This window comes from Prevotella sp. E13-27 (genome assembly GCF_023217965.1).
Classification (GTDB): domain Bacteria; phylum Bacteroidota; class Bacteroidia; order Bacteroidales; family Bacteroidaceae; genus Prevotella.
Genome location: NZ_JALPSC010000001.1, coordinates 714,275 through 734,060, shown reverse-complemented (window position 1 = coordinate 734,060; position 19,786 = coordinate 714,275). Strand labels below are relative to the sequence as shown.

The 19,786-nt window shown below is 47.1% G+C and carries 14 protein-coding genes and 1 pseudogene; 7 read left to right on the top strand and 8 right to left on the bottom strand.

Translation table 11 applies throughout. The features are described 5' to 3' along the window. Positions 1 to 2,913 (top strand): annotated as a pseudogene (gene carB, locus M1L52_RS03050) (carbamoyl-phosphate synthase large subunit); the annotation flags it as partial. Positions 2,914 to 2,931: 18 nt separating this feature from the next. Further along, a complete protein-coding gene (asnB, locus tag M1L52_RS03045; protein WP_248613336.1) occupies positions 2,932 to 4,644 on the top strand; it encodes an asparagine synthase B in 1,713 nt (570 codons plus the stop codon). Positions 4,645 to 4,675: 31 nt separating this feature from the next. On the opposite strand, the gene M1L52_RS03040 is transcribed toward asnB, so the two are convergent. Next, positions 4,676 to 5,368 carry an SIR2 family NAD-dependent protein deacylase gene (locus tag M1L52_RS03040; protein ID WP_248613335.1) on the bottom strand — a complete coding sequence of 231 codons (693 nt, stop codon included), beginning with the start codon at positions 5,366 to 5,368 and terminating at the stop codon, positions 4,676 to 4,678. Positions 5,369 to 5,494: 126 nt separating this feature from the next. Between M1L52_RS03040 and M1L52_RS03035 the strand changes: the two genes are divergently transcribed. The 5 genes from M1L52_RS03035 (at position 5,495) to M1L52_RS03015 (ending at position 10,537) form a co-directional block, all read left to right on the top strand. Then, positions 5,495 to 6,103 (top strand): FKBP-type peptidyl-prolyl cis-trans isomerase, encoded by a 609-nt coding sequence (locus M1L52_RS03035; protein WP_248613334.1) that lies wholly within the window; start codon positions 5,495 to 5,497, stop codon positions 6,101 to 6,103. A gap of 41 nt (positions 6,104 to 6,144) precedes the next feature. Then, positions 6,145 to 7,017 (top strand): FKBP-type peptidyl-prolyl cis-trans isomerase, encoded by an 873-nt coding sequence (locus tag M1L52_RS03030; RefSeq protein ID WP_248613333.1) that lies wholly within the window; start codon positions 6,145 to 6,147, stop codon positions 7,015 to 7,017. A gap of 9 nt (positions 7,018 to 7,026) precedes the next feature. After that, on the top strand, positions 7,027 to 7,938 hold the full coding sequence (locus M1L52_RS03025) for an FKBP-type peptidyl-prolyl cis-trans isomerase (RefSeq protein ID WP_248613332.1): 912 nt from the start codon (positions 7,027 to 7,029) through the stop codon (positions 7,936 to 7,938). A gap of 331 nt (positions 7,939 to 8,269) precedes the next feature. Next, the gene (locus M1L52_RS03020) at positions 8,270 to 8,743 is read left to right on the top strand and encodes an Lrp/AsnC family transcriptional regulator (protein WP_248613331.1); all 474 of its coding nucleotides are present in this window, start codon (positions 8,270 to 8,272) and stop codon (positions 8,741 to 8,743) included. 9 nt (positions 8,744 to 8,752) lie between these two features. Further along, positions 8,753 to 10,537 carry a membrane dipeptidase gene (locus M1L52_RS03015; protein WP_248613330.1) on the top strand — a complete coding sequence of 595 codons (1,785 nt, stop codon included), beginning with the start codon at positions 8,753 to 8,755 and terminating at the stop codon, positions 10,535 to 10,537. Between the two features lie 350 nt (positions 10,538 to 10,887). On the opposite strand, the gene M1L52_RS03010 is transcribed toward M1L52_RS03015, so the two are convergent. The 7 genes from M1L52_RS03010 to M1L52_RS02980 all read right to left on the bottom strand — a co-directional run bounded on the left by M1L52_RS03010 (position 10,888) and on the right by M1L52_RS02980 (position 19,782). Further along, entirely contained in the window at positions 10,888 to 12,039 is a 1,152-nt protein-coding gene (locus M1L52_RS03010; protein WP_317231467.1) for a glycosyltransferase family 1 protein, read from the bottom strand. A gap of 8 nt (positions 12,040 to 12,047) precedes the next feature. Further along, the gene (locus M1L52_RS03005; RefSeq protein WP_248613328.1) at positions 12,048 to 13,841 is read right to left on the bottom strand and encodes an LTA synthase family protein; all 1,794 of its coding nucleotides are present in this window, start codon (positions 13,839 to 13,841) and stop codon (positions 12,048 to 12,050) included. A gap of 89 nt (positions 13,842 to 13,930) precedes the next feature. Next, on the bottom strand, positions 13,931 to 15,079 hold the full coding sequence (locus M1L52_RS03000; protein ID WP_248613327.1) for a glycosyltransferase family 4 protein: 1,149 nt from the start codon (positions 15,077 to 15,079) through the stop codon (positions 13,931 to 13,933). 2 nt (positions 15,080 to 15,081) lie between these two features. Further along, positions 15,082 to 16,035: a lysophospholipid acyltransferase family protein gene (locus tag M1L52_RS02995; RefSeq protein ID WP_248613326.1), complete on the bottom strand. Its 954-nt coding sequence runs from the start codon at positions 16,033 to 16,035 to the stop codon at positions 15,082 to 15,084. 30 nt (positions 16,036 to 16,065) lie between these two features. Next, positions 16,066 to 17,073: a glycosyltransferase family 90 protein gene (locus M1L52_RS02990; protein WP_248613325.1), complete on the bottom strand. Its 1,008-nt coding sequence runs from the start codon at positions 17,071 to 17,073 to the stop codon at positions 16,066 to 16,068. A gap of 46 nt (positions 17,074 to 17,119) precedes the next feature. Next, complete coding sequence (locus tag M1L52_RS02985) at positions 17,120 to 18,970, bottom strand: glycosyltransferase (protein ID WP_248613324.1); 1,851 nt, start codon at positions 18,968 to 18,970, stop codon at positions 17,120 to 17,122. Continuing rightward, on the bottom strand, positions 18,967 to 19,782 hold the full coding sequence (locus tag M1L52_RS02980; protein ID WP_248614559.1) for a glycosyltransferase family 2 protein: 816 nt from the start codon (positions 19,780 to 19,782) through the stop codon (positions 18,967 to 18,969). Before M1L52_RS02980 ends, M1L52_RS02985 begins: the two co-directional genes overlap by 4 nt. Between the last annotated feature and the right edge of the window lie 4 nt (positions 19,783 to 19,786).

The window sequence follows — 19,786 nt, the reverse complement described above, 5'->3', positions numbered from 1 at the left end:
ATGATGAGAGAAGCAAGATTAATACTCAATGACGGCTCGGTATTTACTGGTTGGTCATTTGGAGCAGAGGCAGATGTCTCAGGTGAGGTGGTTTTTAATACTGCCATGACTGGCTATCCTGAGAGTCTGACAGATCCAAGCTATGCAGGACAGATACTTGTTACAACATTTCCATTGATAGGCAACTACGGTGTGCCGAATACCGGCAATGGTGACAATGGCCTACCGCTGTTTATGGAGAGTGACAGGATTCATGTAAAAGCATTGGTTGTGGCAGACTATAGTGATACCTATTCTCATTGGAATGCTAATGAATCGCTTGCTTCTTGGCTGAAACGCGAGAACGTCCCAGCTATAACAGGCATTGACACTCGACGTCTGACAAAGGTGCTCCGTGAGCATGGCGTGATGATGGGAAGGATAAGCCTCACCCCCGACCCCTCTCCAAAAGGCGAGGGGAGTGATTACCAAGAAGACTATGGCTCTGTGAACTGGGTGGAAAAGGTGAGCTGCAAGGAAGTAATTACCTATAGTCCTGAAACTAATCTCTCACCTCTCACCTCTCACCTCTCACCTCTAAAGCGCGTTGTCCTCGTTGATTGTGGCGTTAAAGCGAACATCATCCGTTGTCTTATCCGTCGTGGCATCGAGGTGGTGCGCGTGCCTTGGGACTATGACTTCAATCAGTTGGAGTTCAATGGTCTGTTCCTTGCCAACGGCCCTGGTGATCCTGAGCAGTGTGGTAAGACAGTAGAGCATATCCGTAAGTTCCTTAGTAGTCCTAATGTGCGCCCATGTATGGGTATATGTCTTGGCAACCAATTGTTGGCGCGTGCTGCAGGTGCTAAGACCTACAAACTGAAATACGGTCACCGTAGCCATAACCAGCCCGTGCAGCAGGTTGGCACGACGAAGTGTTACATTACAAGCCAGAATCATGGTTATGCAGTAGATGCTTCTACACTCCCTGTCGATTGGGAACCGTTATTTGTGAACATGAACGACGGTTCCAATGAGGGCATTCGGCACAGGGCCAATCCGTGGTTCTCTGCTCAGTTCCACCCTGAAGCATGCTCTGGTCCCACTGATACGGAGTGGATGTTTGATGAGTTCGTGAAAATGTTAGAGGTAAGTGGAGAGAGGTCAGAGGTAAGAGATTACTCTCAAGACGGAAAAACTCAGCAGCAAAACAATTCTCTCACTTCTCACTTCTCACCTCTTACCTCTATCAAAAAGGTTCTCCTTCTTGGCTCTGGCGCTCTGAAGATTGGCCAAGCCGGCGAGTTCGATTATAGCGGTGCTCAGGCGCTGAAGGCTCTAAAAGAAGAGGGGGTGAAGAGCATACTCATCAATCCGAATATCGCCACAGTTCAGACATCGAAGGACGTGGCTGACGTGGTTTACTTCCAGCCTGTAACACCTGAGTTCGTGGAGCGCGTGATAGAAAAGGAGCGGCCAGACGGCATACTGCTCTCATTCGGAGGGCAGACAGCTTTGAACTGTGGAGTGGAATTATATGAAAAAGGTATATTGCAAAAATATGGCGTGAAGGTGCTGGGTACACCTGTTCAGGCAATAATCGATACAGAAGACCGCGACTTGTTCGTGAAAAAACTTGACGAGATAGATGTTAAGACCATCAAGAGTGAGGCGTGTTCTACAGTCGAAGAGGTGCAGAAGGCAGCCCACGAATTAGGCTTCCCTGTGATATTAAGAGCCGCTTACGCACTTGGCGGCTTAGGCTCAGGCTTCTGTGATAACGATGATGAGCTGTTGGCTCAGGCTGAGGAAGCTTTTTCGTTCTCGCCACAGGTGCTGGTAGAGAAATCACTGAAAGGTTGGAAAGAGATAGAGTACGAGGTTGTGCGTGACCAATACGACAACTGCATCACCGTTTGTAACATGGAGAACTTCGACCCCCTCGGCATCCATACAGGCGAGTCCATTGTAGTGGCTCCGTCGCAGACACTTTCTAATTCAGAATACCATAAACTGCGTGCACTGGCCATCAAGATTATCCGCCATATAGGCATCGTCGGCGAGTGTAATGTTCAGTATGCCCTCGACCCCAACAGCGAGGACTACCGCGTCATCGAGGTCAATGCCCGTCTGAGTCGTTCTTCTGCTTTGGCATCTAAGGCTACGGGCTATCCGTTGGCATTCGTCGCTGCCAAACTGGGACTTGGCTACGGACTCTTCGACCTGAAGAATTCTGTCACTAAGACTACGAGCGCATTCTTTGAGCCAGCCCTTGACTATGTAGTAGTGAAGATACCTCGTTGGGATCTTACAAAGTTCCATGGTGTTAAGCGACAGCTCGGATCGTCAATGAAGAGTGTGGGCGAGGTCATGGCGGTAGGCCGCACTTTCGAGGAGAGCCTGCAAAAAGGCTTGCGCATGATAGGACAGGGCATGCATGGCTTCGTGGAGAATCACGAGATTAAGATCTCTGATATAGAGGAATCCCTGCATGAGCCAACGGATATGCGTGTATTTGTGGTGTCTAAGGCCTTGAAAGTTGGCTATACCATCGAACAGATTCATCAGCTGACGATGATTGACCGATGGTTCTTGCAGAAGCTGAAGCATATCGTAGATATTGACCAGCGTCTAAAGGAGTACTCCCAGTTGCTGCAGTGTGCAGAGGTGTCTGACCTTTCCGTGTCGTCAGAATTCTTTGAATACCTTGAGACTCCTGAGTTCGTTAACCTCCTTCGTGAGGCAAAGACCTACGGATTCTCTGACTTCCAGATTGGTCGTGCACTCGGACTTGAGGCATTAATGAATATGGAGAATGCCGGACTAACGGTGAGAAACTGGCGTAAAGAGCTTGGCGTAGTGCCTACCGTAAACCAGATAGACACCCTTGCAGCTGAATATCCTGCGCAAACGAACTATCTGTATTTGTCGTACCTTTAAAAATTATTGATTATGTGTGGAATCGTAGCAATATTAAATATCAAGGAGCAGACATCTGCTCTTCGTGAGAAGGCATTGAAGATGAGTCAGAAGATCCGCCATCGCGGACCAGACTGGAGTGGAATATACTGTGGTGGTTCAGCCATCCTCGCCCACGAACGACTGAGTATTGTCGATCCTGAGAGTGGCGGACAGCCGTTGTTCTCGCCTGACAGGAAGCAGGTGCTGGCGGTGAACGGTGAGATATATAACCATCAGGAGATACGTCGCCGCTATGCCGGTAAGTACGAGTTCCAGACAGGTTCTGACTGCGAGGTCATCTTAGCTCTTTATCGCGAGATGAGAGAAAAGATGGGGATAGACAATTCTCTCACCTCTAGCCCCTCACCTCTCACCTCTATGTTGGAACAACTCAGCGGAATCTTTGCCTTTGTTCTCTACGACGAAGAGAAGGACGAGTTCCTGATTGCACGCGACCCCATTGGCGTGATACCTTTGTATATTGGTTACGATAGTGACGGTACTGTGTATGTAGCCTCTGAGCTGAAAGCCCTCGAAGGCCAGTGTGAGCGTTATGAGCCATTCTTGCCTGGCCACTACTATTGGAGCAAGGACCCTGGAATGAAACGCTATTATAAGCGTGATTGGATGCAGTACGACTCTGTAAAGGACAATGCTGCTAGCGTCGAGGCTATTCACGACGCACTCGAAGATGCTGTGAAGCGTCAGTTGATGTCCGACGTGCCTTATGGCGTGCTGCTCAGCGGTGGTCTCGACTCGAGCGTCATCTCTGCCATAGCCGAGAAGTTCAGCGAGCACCGCATAGAAGATGACTCTAAGACCAAGGCCTACTGGCCCCGCCTGCACTCGTTTGCCGTTGGACTGAAGGGAGCGCCCGACTTGGCCAAGGCTAAGCTCGTTGCCGACCATATAGGCACCGTCCACCACGAGATCAACTATACTATTCAGGAGGGACTTGATGCCATTCGCGATGTCATATACTTCATAGAGACCTATGATGTGACAACTGTTAGAGCCTCTACTCCAATGTATCTCCTTGCTCGTGTCATAAAATCTATGGGTATCAAGATGGTACTCTCTGGCGAGGGTGCTGATGAGATATTTGGTGGCTATCTCTATTTCCATAAAGCCCCGACGGCCAAGGACTTCCACGACGAAACCGTGCGCAAGCTTAGCAAACTATATTTGTACGACTGTCTGCGTGCCAACAAGAGTCTGTCTGCCTGGGGCGTGGAGGGGCGCGTGCCCTTCCTTGACAAGGAGTTCCTTGATGTTGCTATGCGCACTAATCCGGCAGCAAAAATGTGTCCAGGCTCCACCATGGAGAAACGCATTGTCCGTGAGGCCTTTGCAGATATGTTACCGGAAGAGGTGGCTTGGCGTCAGAAAGAACAGTTTAGTGATGGCGTCGGCTACAGTTGGATTGATACTTTGAAACAGATCACCTCTGAGGCCGTTACCGATGAACAGATGGCGCACGCTGCCGAGCGCTTCCCCGTCAATCCGCCACTCAACAAGGAGGAATACTACTACCGCAGTATCTTCGCCGAACATTTCCCCTCTGACTCCGCTGCTCGTAGCGTCAATCAGGAGGCCAGCGTAGCCTGCAGTACCGCCATCGCTTTGGAATGGGATGCGGCCTTTAAGAATATGAACGACCCCAGTGGCCGTGCTGTAAAGGGTGTTCACGAGCAGGCATATTAGACGTTTGTCTAACATGCCTTTGCTCCTGTAGTTACATAAGGATTTTTGTAAGTTCTTTCATTCCCTCTGTAGCACCTTTCTGAATCTGCTGTACGTTGCTGCCTGCACTGATAGGATTGGGGTCTATCAGATAGACAGGAACGCCAGGACGCACATAGTGTATAAGTCCTGCGGCGGGATAGACGTTGAGCGAGGTTCCGATGATGATGAATATGTCAGCTTCCTGAGCCTCCTCAGCGGCTATGGAAATATTAGGCACAGCCTCACCGAAGAATACTATATAAGGACGTAGCAGAGATCCGTCGCCAGCTTTTGTTCCAGGGGTAATCTCGCAGTTGTCGGGCGTTAGCGTCTGTATGTAGCGAGGATCGTCAACATCGCGGCTTGAGCACACCTTCATCAGTTCGCCGTGAAGATGAACCACCTTCGTTGAGCCAGCCATTTCGTGCAGGTTGTCAACGTTTTGCGTTACTACGGTGACATCGTATTTTTCTTCTAATTGTGCTACGAGTTTATGTCCCTCGTTAGGCTTTACACCCCAGCATTTCTTGCGTAGCATGTTATAGAAATTTGTTACGAGAGTAGGGTCGGCCTCCCATCCTTCGTGGGTGGCAACCTTCTGAACGGGATACTCTTCCCATAAACCATCGGCATCGCGAAAGGTCTTCAGACCACTTTCCACTGACATGCCGGCACCTGTGAGTACAACTATCTTCTTTTTCATAATGCTTGTCGTTTTAGGCAGGATAAATTATTAAATCTTTGCAAAAATAGTGATTTTTATCGAAATGACAATGTGTTAATGGGAAAATATGCTTACCTTTGCGCGATTTTTAAAATAATAATGTAAATGGATAAACTGAGTTATGCCCTTGGACTGGGTATCGGACAGCAGCTGGCACAGATGGGTGCAGGCAGCGATTTGAATGTAGATGATTTCGCACAGTCAATAAAGGACGTGCTGGAAGGTCGTGAACTGAAGGTGTCACACCGTGAGGCACAGGAGCTTGTTCAGAGCTATTTTGCCAAGAAGGAAGAGAAGATGAATGCCGAGCGTGCAGAGAAAGGAAAGGCTGCCCGCGAGGAAGGCGAGAAATATCTTGCTGAAAACGCAAAGAAGGATGGCATTATCACATTGCCAAGCGGACTTCAGTATCAGGTACTGAAGGAAGGCAACGGTAAGAAACCAAGTGCAAAGGATTCTGTGAAGTGTCACTACGAGGGCTTCCTCATCGACGGAACAGTGTTCGATTCTTCTGTACAGCGTGGCGAGCCCGCAGTATTCGGCCTGCAGCAGGTCATCGCAGGATGGACTGAGGGTCTGCAGCTTATGCAGGAAGGTGCCAAGTATCGTTTCTTCATTCCTTATCGTCTGGCTTATGGCGAGGGTGGAGCAGGCGCACTCATTCCTCCTTTCGCAACTCTTATCTTCGACGTGGAGCTTATTGAAGTAATGTAAATAAAGCGATTGTTTTAATATTAAATATTACAGAGTAAAAAATGAAAAAGTTTTTTTCCATGGCTGTTATGGCCATTGCCGTTGCTGCAATGACATCATGTGGTAACGGAACACCAAAAGAGAGTCTTAAGAGTGATATCGACACATTGAGCTATGCCATGGGTGTTCAGTACACTCAGGGTCTGAAGCAGTATATCACTATGCAGCTCGATGTTGACACCGCCTATATCGATGAGTTCGTAAAGGGACTTAACGATGGTGTTAAGTCTGGCGACAGCAAAAAGAAGGCTGCTTACTATGCAGGTATCCAGATTGGCCGTCAGATTGCTAACGGACTTATCAAGCAGGCTAACTACGACCTCTTTGGTGAGGATAGCCTCCAGACTATTTCAATGAAGAACTTCATGGCAGGCTTTGTTGCAGGTACAACAGAAAAGTATGGCGTTATGGATATGAAGAGCGCTGTTGCTACTGTTGAGCGTCTGTCAGAAGCTATTAAGACCCGCACAATGGAGAAGACCTATGGCTACAACAAGAAAGCCGGTGAGGACTTCCTTGCTGCCAATGCAAAGAAAGAGGGCGTTGTGACACTGCCAAGCGGTGTTCAGTACAAGGTCCTGAAAGAGGGCAACGGTGCCATCCCTGCTGATACCTCAATGGTTACCATGCACTATGAGGGCCGTCTCATTAACGACTCAGTATTTGATAGCTCTTACAAGCGCAACCAGCCTTACACAGCTCGTTGCAACCAGAACATCAAGGGCTTCACAGAGGCTCTCACACACATGCCTCAGGGTTCTGTTTGGGAGATCTATATCCCACAGGAGCTGGCTTATGGTCCTCGTCAGGCAGGTGCTAAGGTGCTTCCTTTCTCAGCCCTTATCTTTAAGGTTGAACTTCTTGAGGTTAAGTAATCTTGCATTATGAAGAAGATACTCTTACTGGCACTCACCATCCTGGTGGGTGCTTCTTTTACCACTGCTGAAGCAGGTAAAAAGGATAAGAAGAAAAAGAAGGATGCTGCTCCTGTTGAGGCTCCTGTCAAGCTTGTCAGCGGCAGCGACTCTCTGAGCTATATGGCTGGTGTTACCATGACCAATGGTTTGATGGACTATCTCATCAAGCAGCAGGGTGTGGATACTGCTTATATCGCTGATTTCGTGGCGGGCTTCAAGGAGGCTATTACCTCTGCTAACGATCCTCGTCAGACGGCCCGCATGGCAGGTGTTGATATTGCTCGCCAGGTGTCACAGCGCATGTTCCCTGGATTGAAGCAGGAGTTCACTGATACTCCCGACAGCATCATAACAGACCTTTTCTATCGTGGCTTCATCGACGGTGTGAAGGGCGATACCACTGTTATGAAAATGACTGTGGCAAGCGAGAAGTTCAGCTTGAAGCAGCAGCAGAATAAGGCTGCCAAGGATGAGAAACTCTATGGCGCTGTACGCGAGGCAGGACGCAAGTTCCTTGAAGAGAACAAGACCAAGGATGGCGTTATCACCACTCCCAGCGGTTTGCAGTACAAGGTTCTCACTGCCGGTACAGGTGTTGTGCCTCAGCGCACAGACCGTGTGAAGGTTCACTATGAGGGACGTCTCATTGATGGTACAGTGTTCGATGCTTCAAAGAAACATGGCACTGAGCCTGCTGTGTTCCGTGCCGATCAGGTCATAAAGGGTTGGACTGAGGCTCTCACCATGATGCCTGTTGGTTCTAAGTGGCAGCTCTACATCCCATACGACCTGGCATACGGCGAGCGTGGCGCAGGCAAGGACATTAAGCCATACGCAACTCTCATCTTCGATGTTGAACTCGTAGGTATTGAGAAGTAAAATGAAATGCTATTGCGCCTAAATTGCAATTCAGTCCTGAAACGATTGTAATTCGTTTAAGACAGTACCATTTTACAAACTCGTCGACTTTGGTGACCAAACTCGTCGACTTTGGTCACCAAACTCGACGAGTTTGGTTTTTAAGATAGATTCTGTAATATTACACCTTAGTCTGCTCTGCATTGCTGTTCTGACAGTCCTGTGTTGTGATTTTGACTGTTATGTTTTTGCAGCTCTGATGTTTTTTACTATAAAAAGGCGGTAATTGTTTTGTCGTTCAGTTTTTTTTGTCTATTTTTGCTTCCGAAATTGTAAAATTACTCAGTTGAGTATGGAAAAAATAGACAATCTCGATAAAAAGATTCTAAGTATTGTGTCGAAAGATGCTCGTCTGCCATTCAAGGATGTGGCAGCAGAGTGTGGCGTGTCGCGTGCCGCCGTGCACCAGCGCGTGCAGCGTCTTATAGCTGCCGACATCATTACAGGTAGTGGGTTCAATGTTAATCCAAAGTCAATAGGCTATTCCACATGTACCTATGTAGGCATAACGCTTGAGCGCGGTTCCATGTACAAAGACGTGGTAAGGCGATTGGAGCTTATCCCAGAGGTGGTGGAGTGTCATTTCACAACAGGTCCTTATACCATGATGGTAAAACTGTTTGCCCGTGATAACGAGCAGCTTATGCAGTTGTTGAACGGACAACTTCAGGAGATTCCCGGTGTCATGGCAACCGAAACGCTCATCTCTTTAGAGCAGAGCATCAAGCGTGAAATACCTGTGCACTTCGATGACATTGAAGAATAGAAAAGGACTATGAATCGTTTTGACCTAACTAAATCTTTAGCAGACATTTATTCCTCAAAGAGTTTCAGCGTTGACGGACGTCAGCCTGTCATTGGCATCACCGGTAACTATGGCGAACAGACATGTAAGCTCGGTGAGGGTTATTATAAGCAGATTGTTAAAGCCGGTGGTACACCGCTGGTCATTCCCCCTACATCAGACGAAGAGACGTTGCTCTCTGTCCTTGGCCGTATTGATGGACTGCTACTTAGTGGCGGTGCCGACATCAATCCTCTATACTGTGGAGAGGAACCTGTCAGAAAGCTCGGTGGCATAAATGCTGAGCGTGATTTGCCTGAGCTGTTGCTGGCACGTCTTGCCTTTAACCGCCAGATGCCTATATTGGGCATCTGTCGCGGCATTCAGACCATGGCTGTCGCTTTGGGTGGCAAGGTGGCACAGGATATAAGTGATTCATGTAGTATAAAGCATTCGCAGGATGCTGACCGTTCAGAACCTACACATAGCGTGAGCGTTGAAGCAGGCTCTGTTCTATATAATATATATAATAGTGGTGTAGAGCCGCTCACACTCTTTGTGAACTCGTTCCATCATCAGGCTGTTAGCGATGCCGGAGAGCATTTCCGTGTGGTGGCAAGATCTAAGGATGGCATTATAGAGGCCATAGAGAGTAGTGAGGAGAAACCATTCATCGGTGTGCAGTGGCACCCAGAGTGTCTTGGTGCCGATGGGTTACCTTTGTTCCGTTGGCTTGTCGATGAGGCTAAGATTTATTCTAAGGTGCAGAGTCTGCATAAACAGATAATCACACTGGACAGCCATTGTGACACACCAATGCTCTTTCCCCAGAACGTAAACTTCGGTACGCGCGACAATAGAATACTCGTCGATCTGCCAAAGATGGAAGAGGGCGGTCTTGATGCAACTATAATGGTGTGCTACCTGCCTCAGCCTAAACCTGGCGAGCCATTCCAGAAGAACATAGCTTTCGATGTGGCAGGTCCACGAGCCTATGCCGATTTTATCTTTGACAAGATAGAACAGATTGTTAATGAGAACTCTGGTCGTCTGGCATTGGCACGTACACCAGCAGAACTGTTGCTTAACAAACAGAGTGGTAAGAAGACAATCATACTCGGCATAGAGAACGGCTTGGCACTGGAGGGCGATATTGCTAACGTGAAGCATTTCGCTGACCGTGGTGTGGTGTATATCACTTTATGTCATAATGGTGATAACGATATATGTGACTCTGCGCGTAGCACTCAGACCCACGGTGGACTGAGCGACTTCGGTGCAAGGGTGATAAAGGAGATGAACAGATGCGGTGTGATGGTTGACCTGAGCCATGGGGCTGAGAGCAGTTTCTACGATGCGCTTCAGGTCTCTGACTTGCCTATAGTGTGCAGCCACTCGTCTGCTCGTGCTCTTTGTGACCATCCACGAAACCTCACCGACGACCAGATGCGCGCCCTCGCTGCGAAAGGCGGTGTATGTCAGGTGACACTTTATCATGGTTTCGTGAAGAAAGATTCTAATCCAGGCGAGGCAACCATACTGGATGCTATGCAACATCTTGACCATGCCATAAAGATTATGGGTATAGACCATGTGGGACTGGGCACCGACTTCGACGGCGATGGTGGTGTGCGTGGTCTTGCCGATGCTAGTGAGCTGAAACTGTTTACCCGTCAGCTGTTGGCGCGTCGCTATAGCGAAGCCGACATACAGAAGATCTGGGGAGGCAATTTCCTGCGTGTAATGGAGAAGGTACAGCAGGAAAGGTTGATTTAAATCAAGTAATACGACGGTTTGTAATTAAAGTGCGAATGCTTTTTGTGTTCGCACACAAAACGTCGTAACTTTGCGCTATCAATCGGGAGATTGTACACATGTTATTCATTAGGTTAGTAGTTCTTAGTTAGCCAATTGGTTGGCTAAGTAAATAGATTTAAGGTAAAGATTATGTTATTAGATTTTCAAACTACGGCCGTGTTAGTGTTAGGAGCAGTTGCAACGATACTTAGCGTTATAACTTTGACAAACACTGACATCCGTTAGAAGAAGTGCGGGGTGAGAGATTCATACCGCACTTTTTTGTTTCTATTATTCTTAAAGACAACCGTTTGTTGTTTAAGTTGTCTTTAAAACATTAACTTACGGTATAGCTCGGCAAAATGCTCGGCAGCATCGTTGTTCTCGAAGCGACGTATGTATTGTTGTGACAGTTCTATGCGGCGCTTACGACCTTCGGCACCTCTGAGGACGCTCTTGACAGACGATGCCATAGCCTCTGCATCATCAGGGTTAACATACAGGTTATCTGGACCGCCAGCCTCTTCCAGACAAGAGCCGGTGCAGGCAACGACAGGCAGTCCCATGCGGATGGCTTCGATGATGGGTATGCCGAAACCTTCGTAGCGTGACGGATAGACAAAGGCCTCGGCTAATGCGTAGAGTGAAGGCAGGTCTTTATCGGGCACGCCGTGAAGCGTCATGATACGGTGGGAGAGCTGTTCGCGCTGAGCCATGTCTGTGATGCGTTTCGTGTATTTTGTTGCTTTCCCCACAAGTACAAGGCAAATATCATCGGGAAGCCAGTGAAGGGCTTTGGCTGCAAGCATCATGTTCTTACGTTCTTCAATGGAACCGACACCGAGGATATAACGCTGAGGCAGATGATAAGCCTGTTTTACACGTTCAGTATCGTCAGGGGCGACATTAGAAGAGAAGCGTGTTGCACAGCTTTGATAGATAAGCTCGATCTTTTCTTCGGGTACACCGCCCAGTTCGACAATGTCGCGACGTGTACACTCGCTGATAGCCACTATGCTGTCTGCTTCGCGGAGCGTCTTGAAGAATTTTTTACGATATATCTGAACGTCAATCCAGTTGTAGTATTCAGGATGGCGCATGAAGATAAGATCATGGATGGTCACTACCGTCTTGATGCCTGCTTTGCGAATGCCTATCGGAAGCTCGCCAGACAGTCCATGGAACACCTGTACACCGTCGGCTTTCAGCTGTCCTATGATGCCTCGTGAGCGCCAATAGGATTTGTAGAGAGAGGCGAGAGGTGAGGGGTAAGAGGATAGGGGATAGACGTAACGCAGGTTTGAACGTTCAGGCACTTGTGTGCGTAGAGCTTCGCGTCCACTGTCTGGGGCATAGAGAAGCAACTGCAAATCGTCAATGTTGGCAAGGTCGTTAGCCAGCGTACGTCCATAGCTGCCCAGTCCTGTGCCGTTGCGCACTATGCGTTTCGCGTCGAGTCCTATGGTGAGTTGTTGTTTCATATGCATTCCTATCTTTTGTCTATGTCATCGTAGAGTTTCTGGAGATATGCTTTCGCTTTCTGTGTGAGAGAGTCTGTATAAGCGCCTTCCGGTGAGACCGCCTGATTGGCAGTGTTGTCGAAGATAACTCGGCTACTGTCGGTAATTATTCCCATGGCGTCGGGGAAGGTGAAGAACGCGAAGTGAGGCGCACTGTTATCTAACAGATCTTTGGAGTAGGTGAACTCCTCGTGGCTAATGCCTAAAAGTCCAAACAGCGTGGCAGATATGTCAATCTGCGAGCCTACGACATTGCATGTGGCGTTGGTTTTCATCATGCCTCCTAAGATTATCAGTGGTGCATGATATCGCCAGTATTGATAGTTGTCGATGTTACTGGGGAAAGCACCGAGGTGGTCAGGTACTATTACAACAAGGGTTTTGTCCCAACAAGGAAGCTCTTTCAGTTGAGTTATAAAGCGTCCGAGACAATCATCAGCATACGAGAATGCATTGAGCACCTCGTCGTCAACGCGCTTGTAATTTGGCACGTCGAAAGGCTCATGGCTGCTTTCGGTCATGATGCTTAAGAAGAATGGCTCATCGCTTGTAGCTTTTATGTCGGCAATAATCCTGTCATAGACAGCACCGTCGGCCACTCCCCATTTGCCGGTGTGCAATTCTCGAGGAAAACCTTTGTCGGAAACAATCGTATGGAATCCAGTTCCAACGAAATAAGAGCGCATGTTACTGTAGTTAATATCACCGCCATAGTAGAACGTTGTGGCATAGCCGTTCTTTGACAGGGTGCCGGCGATGGAGGGTAGGGAAGTGCTTATGCGTGGGTTGTCCATCACGCTCATTGTCGTCTGTGCAGGCAGTCCGCTATGTACAGAGACAAGCGCTCGGTCGGTGCGGAAGCTGTTTGTATAGAAATTAGTGAAATACAAGCCTTCGTGAGTTAGCCTTTCCAGATTTGGTGTTATGTCTTTTACTCTCATCACAGTGTCGGAGAAACCTTCCAGAGTGATAAGAATGATATTTGGGCGCGTATTCCTTAGCTTTCTTATTTCTTCAGTGGCAGTACTGTCGTTGATAGCTGTCACTGAGTCGGCTCTAAGTGTTGTCTTTGTAAGCTCGGACATGAGCCTATTAGCTTCATCGTCAGCCATGAACCGATATTTGGTGCCTATCTGCTGCTGGTGCAGTACTGATTCCATAAAACTGAACATCGGGTTGACAGCCGCATGGTTCAATCTGGGAGAAGTAGAAAAATATACGCTGCCAGTATGGTTGGTGCCAGTGCCCACACCTCCTCGTATAGGCAATATCAGACTTGCCTCAAGCAAAAGTAATACTATGGTGATGACAACCTGTGTTCCGCGAGTTGTGTGTGCTGATTCCTTTTGGGGTAATCGGAACGGTAGCAAGTAGATGGCTGTAGCCACCACTGCCACCGCCAATACTCCAAGTAACAGTTGCCACCACACCAGACTTGCTGCCGCATCAGCCGGTGATGTCCTTATATATAATATAGGTGTATTGTCTAAAGGGAATCCCCAGTAGCCGTAAAGACCGATATTGGCCACGTAGGCCAATGATGCAATTATTGATGTCAGTGCAAGATATCCTTTCCATAGCCCATGTAGCAGCTTACCATTATACCACACATTCACTGCAAGCATCAGACCAGGTAACAATGTCAGGTATCCCGCCATGGCGAAATCGAGGCGCAGTCCGTACCATATCACGGCCAGCTGTTCGCCCCATGTGCATTCTGTCAGTAACGAGTGGTAAGCCAAAAGGAATACGACCTTGCTCATTATCCCGACAAGCGTCCATAGCATGAAAAACCGAAAGAATGAACCTATCGTCCTCATCGTCTGCAATAAATTATACATTACAGGATAGCTTATCCATGCTGTGCCACCTTCTCATAAATCTCACTTAGCTGGCGTGCAGACTTTTCCCAAGAGAAGAATTTCAGGCGTTCGTCCTGACGTGTGATTAACTCTCTGCGTTTACTGTTATCCCAACTAAGGAAATCCTCAAGAACTTCAGCAAGATTAGTGCCTTCGCTGTTCATGTTAAAGAACAGGGCGGCATCCTGCGCTATCTCTGGGAAACAACTGGCATTGTTCAGTAATACTGGGCAATGGGCATTATATGCTTCTAATATAGGAATACCGAAACCCTCGTATTCTGACGGAAAGATGAAACAGCATGCGTTAGCATAAAGATTCTGTAGTTCCGTATCAGCGGCATAATACTGAATCGTTTGGTCACTGATTCCAAGCTCCTTTAAACAGGTTTCCTCTTCTGCTGTAAATGGATTGCCTGTGCAGACAAGATGTAACTGAGGATGATTCCGCAGTATTGGTGCCATGCTGCGAACCATAGGTCCGAAATTCTTATAGCCGCCACGTCGTCCTACGAACAGTATATATGGGAAATCTGAGAAGATTGGTGGTTCCACAGACGTCTGATCGTCGGGCGCAGCATGATAGATAACTGATATCTTGGATGGAGAAATACCTAACATTTCCACTACATCATTCTTTGTAGATTCAGACACCGCGATGATATGAGCTGCCTTTGGTGCAAGCAGACGTTTCCATTTCTTCTGCTTGTCATGTTGCTTTGCGCGTTCAGGCGTCATGTCATGAATGGTCAGCACAAATGGAGTGTCTTTGATATACTTCAGGAAGTATGGATGGAAATAGGTAGGATGGAACACATCATACTTTTCCCGCTGTAGTAATTCAATGACACGCTTCTCGTTAGTTGCCTCTGATGTTTTATAAGGAAACAGCCATTTGTACATATCGTATAAATGGCCCTTGGTTGGGAAATGTTCCTTCTTTATGAAATTGCGTCTTAATAGTCGGCAAGGTTGAACATCAGCTATGTTGGAATGTTTCAAGTGCTCATTGTCGCTGTCAACAATGCCAATATCGTATTTGATGGACTCAGGCATGTGGCTAATCAGCTGTACAAAGCTATTGGACACACCACCATGATGCTCCATGAATCCTTGATAATCGTATAGAACTTTTGTCATAATCAGTTTTTGGGTTTTATGCCACCATGTGTGCGCTGTAGCCATTCTTCTTTGGTGCGCTTCCATCGGCGGTGGCTCCATAGCCAATAGGCAGGTCCACGCTGGATGGTATTCTCGAGCATTTTTGCATATTGCTCTGTAATCCAGAATTGCTCTTGCTTCTTAGGCTCGGTGGTGATGAGCTTATACTCTGCTGTGTAGTGACCACGTCGCACACGGCGTACATCGAGATAATAGACATCCATGTCAAGCTTTTGGGCTATGCGTTCTGCACCAGTGAACCAAGGCGTTTCGTGATTCAAGAAGTCTGACCAGTAGTAGATGTTATCCCAGAAAGGAGCCTGGTCGGCGATGAATCCTACGATGACGGGCTTTCCTTCGCGTTGCTTCTTGATGATATATTTCAGTGATTGGTCAACGGCAATGTTGACACCTCCGAAGCGGCGGCGTGTGTAGAGAATGAGCTGGTCGGTAACATAGTTCTCCAGTGGGTGGTAGAGCTGTGTGCATACGCAAAGGTCGGGATTCACCCAAAGAGGCATGGAGCTAATCCACTCCCAATTGCCATAGTGACCGAGGAATACTGCTACCGAGCGGCCTTTGCGGAGTGATTCCTCGACTTGCTCCACATTTTTGAAACGCATGCGTTTGCGCATAGTGTGTTTCGACATGGAGAAATATTTCAGACTCTCTACCAGAAGGTCGCAGAAGTGGGTATAGAAACGGCGTTCCATCATCCATTGTTTCCTGTGTGACAGGTTCGGAAACGACGATACAATGTTCTCATGCACCACCTTGCGCCTGTAGCGAATCACGTGGAATAGGAGTATTGACAACAAACTGGCTACTGCATGCAGGAACCACATGGGTAGAAGCGAAAAGACAAACCACACGCCAAATAGTATGTAGTAAGCTATTTGCTTGAGTGTATGATATCTTTCTTTGTTATATCCCATCTTTAATATTTTTGTGTTCTGGCAGCCAGGTTAGATATTACTGTCAGTATTCGTGATATTGAAGTATTTTTGTAGTACAAGCAGAGAGATGAGCAGTTCACGCTTATTGTCCTTGAACTGTTCTACATATTCGTGGGCATGAGCGATGATGGCCTCTGCCTCTTCGGGATGGTCAATGTAGTAGTTGAGACGTTCTTCCAAGTCGGAGAAGTCGGCTTTTACCTCAATATAGTGATAATTTGGGATGAGGGTGCCTTCCATGAACCATGTCTCACAGGTGGGGCGTGGCATCACTGCAATGGAATTTGATGACATGACCCACTTCAGGTTACTTGCAACGTCATTGCCTTCTAGCGACATGATGAATTTATAATCCAGATGTTCTTTGATTGTCATCTTACCCTGTTGCCATTGTGGATGCTCTGGTATGAAGTTTGTTGAAGCAGCATCAACCATTGCGTTCTGACCATCAGCAAAAAGGTTCATAAATACATCACGGTTTTCCTTGCGAGGCCCTAAGTCGCCGCGATAGATGACTCTGTTGCACTTGTCACGCCATGCCTTCTTGTCGTTTACAAACAGGAAATGGCGTACCTTCTCCAATTTCAGGACAACGGAGTTCTGATTGTTTTCGCATAATGGACGGCTCTTGATGATGGTTGGCACATCGGGTACATGGGTGATGTCGCCAGAAAGAAGAATCCATCGAAGCTTGCTGCTGAAGTAGCGAGCAATCTCCATGGCATCGAAATAATACACCTTCTGTCGTGTCATTGGCTGTTTTTTTACCATGACAGCCTCTTTGGCCCATGCCTCACGGTCGAATGTGTAGTCAGGAGTCATCTTGTTGTAATAGTCAGCTCGCTGATGGATATAATCTCTGTCGGGACGCTGTTCTATACTTCTTAATAATGATTCACGTTGCCATTGGGTACAGATTCTTGGCATCCACTGACGGAGATAGTTCTTGATGAAATAGAGCATATTGCTGTTCTTTCCGTTGTGGAGCAAGTAATATATGTGCCTCTTGTTGATCATATATGCTTAGTGTTTGATATTTTTACTCTTTGTTTGAATCGTTTTGTCACTTTGCGACAGTCTTCCTTCTAATTTTGCTTCTTATCCAACTCATGATCAGTTGGAAATAGAGTCTTGGCAGTAAACGCAGACGTGTCCAGAATCCATCGACCTCTTTTATGACAAGCAGATTATCGCATAGACCTTTGAAACGCTGGGTGTTTGAAATGCCGTTGGTGTCGAAGTTCGATATTGGGAATGGCATTTTGCAGAATTTATGTCCCGATAGCAACATCAACTTGAAAAACTTGAAGTCTGCAGAATAACGGTGCTTCGTATCAAATGGTGTTTCCAGTAGCAGTGTCCTGCGTACCAGTGAACTCTGGTGGCAAAAGAACATGCGGTGACTGTTGTGTACTTGTTCTGCGGCATGGATGTAATATGAGCCATCGTTTCTTTGCTTTACTACATCGCCATAGATTATGTCGGCTGTCTGTGGCTCAATGAATATGCGCTCTAATACGTTTGAATCCGTGAAGGTGTCGCCAGAGTTCATAAAGATTACCCATTCGCCTTTTGCCATTCTTACGCCTTTGTTCATGGCATCGTAGATACCCTTGTCGGGCTCACTAACCCATTTGTTGATACAGTCACTGTGTTGTTTAATGATATCGACCGAACAATCGGTTGATGCTCCGTCAACGACAATGATCTCCTTGTTTTTGTATGTCTGCGCTTCAGCGTTCTCAATGGTCTGAGCCAAAGTGTCTGCGGCATTCCAGCATACGGTGATAATACTTACGAGAGGCTCCTTGGATACGTCCTTTGCTGGCTCCTCATGGCGTATGTTTAGTATGTCTAAATAGTAATTGATATACTCTTCGGCACATTTGGCCCAATCGAAGCGGTCAGTGCTGTGCTTTATCTGAGAAACCATATCAGGATGAGACTCTACATCTTTTAGCTTGTCTTCTACCACTGTCGCCATCTTTTTGGGCTCCAGGTCATGCCAATAGAAAGCATGCTCACCGCCTACTTCAGGAAGACTGGTAAGTTCTGACAGGAACGCAGGCTTACCGTAGTACATAGCCTCGATGGGCGGCAGGCCGAAGCCTTCGCATACCGACGGGAACAGGAATGCCTTGCTGTTGTTGTAGAGCCAAATCTTCTCATCGACACTCACATTGTTCAAACAGGTTATGTTTTGCAGTCCCAGTTCTTTGATACGCTCCTGCATATCTTCGCCGTACTTGCCGCTCCAGTCACCAGCAATGACAAGATGCTCGTCAGGCAGGAATGCCATCATCTCTATGAGCAGATGGACATTCTTCTTCGGCCTTAAGCTTGAGATGTGGAAAAGGTAAGGCTTGTTGGGTAGTTTCTTCTTGAATTCCTCAGTCACCGTTACTGATTCAGCCGGTACCTTCGATACACCGTTATAGATTACCCTTGTGACACATTCTACATCAAAGTTACTCTCAGTGTCTTTCTTGGTGAACTGTGATATATAGCAGATATAGTTTGAAAGATGCAGTTTCTTTGCAAATTTCTTCTTGTATTTTTCAAGCTTTCTCCCTTGCTTCTCATACATGAAATTAATGTCGTGTATGGTCATCAACGTGTTCTTCACGTTAGGGAAATGCTTGAACCTGCAGTATTGATGAGGTAGGTGTAGCAGATCTATACAGCTGCCATGCAGACGGGATAGGAATTTTACATCTCCAAGAAACGATACGTAGTTTACGTCATTACCGAATGTCCCCTCATAGCCTTTGGGTACAATGAATGTCAGGTTGATGTCGTATTTCTCCTTCAACTCTGTTGCTCGCTGTGCCAGCTGCTTTCCTAAATTCAAGCAGAACTCACCTATTCCCACATAGGGGTGGGTGATAGAATAGACTTCAATATATATGTTCATGTCTTGTTCTTTTTCTTGATGAATGAATTAATGGCTCTCCAGCAAATGATGTATAATGGCGTAATGACTTTTGTATATCCGTCATGTTCTTTCTTATTCTTTCCCTTACCAGTCTTCAACCATTCGATGTATTCCATCTGTTCTTTAATGATGGGCGAGAACAGTTCATCTATCACGCTGTCGTGTTCTTGCTGGTGAAGTGTCTTCTGGCGGGTGCTGATGCCATCAAGCATGTATCGGCAGATTGTCAATGGCAGATGTTTGAATTCGCAACCATTTAGCTTCCATTCCAGCCATTTCTTGTAGTCGGCTACAATCTTGTAGTGTTCATCGTATCTTCCATCGCCTTTCAGAAGTTCTGACTTAATGAATGTGGCTTGGTGACAAGGAGTAAAACCTTTCCATAGATGGTATAGAGTGAATGTCTCTGGATAGCTGACCAACCGTTCTTTCTTCGGTTTGCAGAACAGGGCATTTCCGTAGATAATGTCAGCGTCGTGCAGATGCGGCAACACTTTTTGGAGTATATCGGGTGATGCCAGCATGTCGCCACTGTTCAAGAAAAGCATATATTCGCCATGAGCTATGTCGATGCCTTTGTTCATGGCAGAGTAGATGCCATTGTCACGTTCGCTACACCAATAATCGGGCTTTAAATCGAGTGTTTCCAAGTATTCCTTTCCACCGTCAGTACTACCACCGTCAATGACAATCCACTCGAACTCTCTGCCCGATTGACTTGTCACGCTCTCACAAGTTCTGGTGAGACCTTCTAAGTTGTTGTAGTTGATAGTTATGACGGATAGTTTCATCACG